This is a genomic window from Methylobacterium sp. WL103 (assembly GCF_008039885.1).
GTDB classification, from domain to species: domain Bacteria; phylum Pseudomonadota; class Alphaproteobacteria; order Rhizobiales; family Beijerinckiaceae; genus Methylobacterium; species Methylobacterium cerastii.
The window spans coordinates 1-3,544 of the sequence record NZ_VRUX01000448.1 but is presented as its reverse complement, the minus strand read 5'-3'; the positions used below and the strand labels follow the sequence as shown (position 1 = coordinate 3,544).

Below are 3,544 nucleotides of genomic sequence, written 5' to 3'. Positions count from 1 at the left end.
GTGCGCAGCCGCGTCGCGTCGCCGGCCGCCACCGGGATCTCGGACGCGCGCATCCGGTCGGCTGCGACCCGGACCTCGAACGCGACCCGTGCGTGCCGGCGCAGGTCCGACACCACGCTCGCGATGCTGCGCGGCCGCCCCGAGGCGACGTTGAACACCGACCCGTCGGCGATGTCCACGCCGCGGGCGATCAGCTCGGCATAGGCCCGCACCACGTCGCCCACCGGCAGGAAGTCGCGCTCGGCGGCGAGGTTGCCCACCTTCAGCACCGGCGGCACCAGGCCGGCCTCGATCCGCGCGATCTGGCCGGCGAAGGACGGCAGCACGAAGCGCTCGTCCTGGCCGGCGCCGACCTGGTTGAACGGCCGCAGGATCACCAGCCGCACGTCCGTCCGCGCCAGCAGGTCGCGCAGGATCGTCTCGCCGAACCACTTCGAGCGGGCGTAGGGCCCCTGCGGGTCGGGCGCCGCGTCCTCGGTCAGCGGGCGCCCGGAGAGGAACGCCCGGCCGTAGACCTCGCCCGAGCTCACGAACAGGAAGCCCGCGCCGGGCGCGGATCGCACCACCGCCTCGGCGAGGTTCAAAAGCCCGACGAGGTTGACCCGCCAGGTCTCGCCCGGCGCATCCGCCGATTGCTGCACCGAGGCCATCGCGGCCAGGTGCAGCACGTCGGTCGGCCGGAACGCGGCGAGGCAGGCGTTCAGCGCCGGCTCGTCCAGCAGGTCGACTGTTTCGTAGGCGACGCGCTCCGGCAGCACGTCCGGGCTGCCGCGGCCGATCCCGAGGATGCGGTCCGCCGGCCCGCTTGCGGCCGAGAGCGCCGAGAGCGCGTGCTGCCCGACGAAGCCGGCCGCCCCCGTGACCAGGATCCGCTTCACGGGCGAACGGCGGCCGTCACGGCGCAGCACGGGTCCATGACGCGCTTGCCGGTCAAGCGCGGCCGCCGAGGCGCTTCAGGTCGGCCTCGACCATCTCCTGGATCATCGTCTCGAGCGAGATCTCGGCCTTCCAGCCGAACGCGGCTTCCGCCTTGGCCGGGTTGCCGAGCAGCACCTCGACCTCGGCCGGTCGGTACAGCTTCTCGTCGATGATCAGGTGGTCGTCCATCGGCAGGCCGACGTGAGAGAACGCGAGCGCGCACATGTCGCGCACCGTGGTGGTGCGCCCGGTGGCGATCACGAAGTCGTCGGGCCTGTCCTGCTGCAGCATCATCCACATCGCCCGGGTGTAGTCCTTGGCATGGCCCCAGTCGCGCTTGGCGTCGATGTTGCCGAGCCGCAATTCCTTGGCCAGCCCGAGCTTGATCCGCGCCACTCCGTCCGTGACCTTGCGGGTCACGAACTCGACGCCGCGCAGCGGGCTCTCGTGGTTGAACAGGATGCCGTTCGAGGCGTGCAGCTTGAAGCTCTCGCGGTAGTTGATCGTCATCCAGTGCGCGTAGAGCTTGGCCACGCCGTAGGGCGAGCGCGGGTAGAACGGCGTCGCCTCGCTCTGCACCTGTTCCTGGATCAGGCCGAACATCTCCGACGACGAGGCCTGGTAGTAGCGCGCATCGGGTTTCAGGGTGCGCACGCATTCGAGCAGGTTGACGGCGCCCAAGCCCGTGATCTGGCCGGTGAGCAGCGGCTGCTGCCACGAGGCGGTGACGAACGACTGCGCGGCCAGGTTGTAGACCTCGTCCGGCTGCACGGCCTGAACGATCCGGGCGAGGCTCGACAGGTCGAGCAGGTTGCCGTCGTGAAGCTCCACGTCGTTCTCGATCCCGAGCCACTTCAGCCGGTGGTCGAACACCCCGGCATGGCTCGAGCGCCGCACCACCCCGTGCACCGCATAGCCCTTCGACAGCAGAAGCTGCGCGAGATACGCCCCATCCTGCCCGGTGATGCCGGTGATCAGTGCCGTCTTGGTGCTCATCTGCGAGACCTCTTCCATCTAAACGTGACGTTCCGTCGTTCGATGAGCGAGGGCGCACGGTGTTTCCCGGTGGCATATCCACTGGAACCACCGTTTTCAACGCATCAGAGGCCCGACCTCGGCTGCCGATACGCAGGCGTAGTGCGGGTCCGGTCCCCGGCGGCGCCACCGCGCCGTTTGCGGAGGCAGGCGGGTGCGTCGCCATCGCGAATCGTCCCGCCCGCTCGCGAACGATGCCGGAGGGTTTGGCCAAGGACTTTTGTTCTTGCAACCCAAGCGGGCATGTCTGCAGACGAAATCTATCTTTGCGTGCTTGCGAACCTCGGTTGCCCGCCCGCGGAAGCGAGCCTCGCGTGCTACCGGGCGCCGAGCGGGCTCGTGTCGCGGCCGGAGTCGATCCCGTTCTCCGGCGGAGGGCGGAACCGCCCGGCGATCTCGGAGAACGCCTCCTGCATCCCGTCGAGGCCCTGAACCGTGACGATGCTGGAGCCCGGCCCGAGCGGCGGGATGAAACCCGCCTGGGACAGTGTCCCGAACACCGCGAAGTTGAGGTCGTTCTGCACCTTCAGGCCGAGGCTCACGTCGACGATCATCACCACGAGCTCGAATTCGAGGAACGGGTCGCCGATCTTGCGGAACACCACGCGCGGTGCCGGCTCCTTCAGCACGTCGGCGTGCTGGGCGGCGCAGGCGAGCAGCATCTCGGCGGCGCGCGCCGGGTCCTGGTTGCGCAGCACGTTGACTGTCAACGACACCCGCCCGGTCCGGTCGCCGCGGACGCGGTTCTTGACGATGCCTGAGATCAGGTTGGAGTTCGGCACGATCACAGCCGAGCGGTCGAAGGTCTGAATCTCGGTGGAGCGCACGGAGATGCGCTTCACGATGCCCTCCGAATCGCCGATCACCACCTGGTCGCCGACGCGGATCGGTCGCTCCCAGAGCAGGAGCAGGCCCGAAACGAAGTTGTTGACGATCGATTGCAGGCCGAAGCCGATGCCGACCGAGAGCGCGCCGGCCACGATCGTCAGCTTTTCGAGGCTGAGGCCGAGATACGAGAAGGCCAGGGCCAGGGCGAGCAGGAAGCCGCAATAGCCCGACACGGTGGAGATCGAGTTGCGCAGGCCCGCATCGAGGTCGGTGGCGGGCAGGTAGACCTGCTCGAGCCAGCGCTGGACCGCCCGGGTGATGACGATGCCGAGGATCAGGATCCCGAGGCCCAGCGCGATGGTCGAGAGAGAGATCGTGACGTCGCCGACCTTGAAGCCGAAGAAGGCCTGCCGGATCGAGGAGACGATGTCGGTCGAATCAAGGCCCCAGGGCGCGAGCACCAGGAGCGCCACGATCAGGAACAGCAGCACCCGCGCGGCCCCGGTCGAGAGCACCGCGATCTGGTTGAGCGAGCGTTTGCGCAGGCCGGTGTTGGCCTGGAGCGCGGTGGCGAGCCGGGTGTCGTCCGACAGTGAGCCGCCGACGAAGGTGTCGGCGCTCTGCACGAGCAGGTAGAGCAGTACCAGGAGGCTCGCGGTCCAGACCAGCTGGTCGATCACGAACGCGGCGAAGGCGACGTAGCCGACGAGGGCGGCGACGCCGATGACGGCCGTCGCCGCCCAGCCGACGAGGCGCGCCGGGC

Annotated in this window: 3 protein-coding genes; all 3 read right to left on the bottom strand. The window is 69.0% G+C overall.

The window, feature by feature from the left end; all coding sequences use genetic code 11:
- Window positions 1-878 (bottom strand): GDP-mannose 4,6-dehydratase (locus tag FV222_RS20320; protein WP_147815498.1); only part of this gene is annotated, 878 nt, incomplete at its 3' end.
- Between the two features lie 52 nt (window positions 879-930).
- The gene (gene gmd / locus FV222_RS20315; protein ID WP_147761681.1) at window positions 931-1,914 is read right to left on the bottom strand and encodes a GDP-mannose 4,6-dehydratase; all 984 of its coding nucleotides are present in this window, start codon (window positions 1,912-1,914) and stop codon (window positions 931-933) included.
- 356 nt (window positions 1,915-2,270) lie between these two features.
- Window positions 2,271-3,544: mechanosensitive ion channel domain-containing protein (locus tag FV222_RS20310; RefSeq protein WP_147815497.1), on the bottom strand; the 1,274-nt coding region annotated here is incomplete at its 5' end.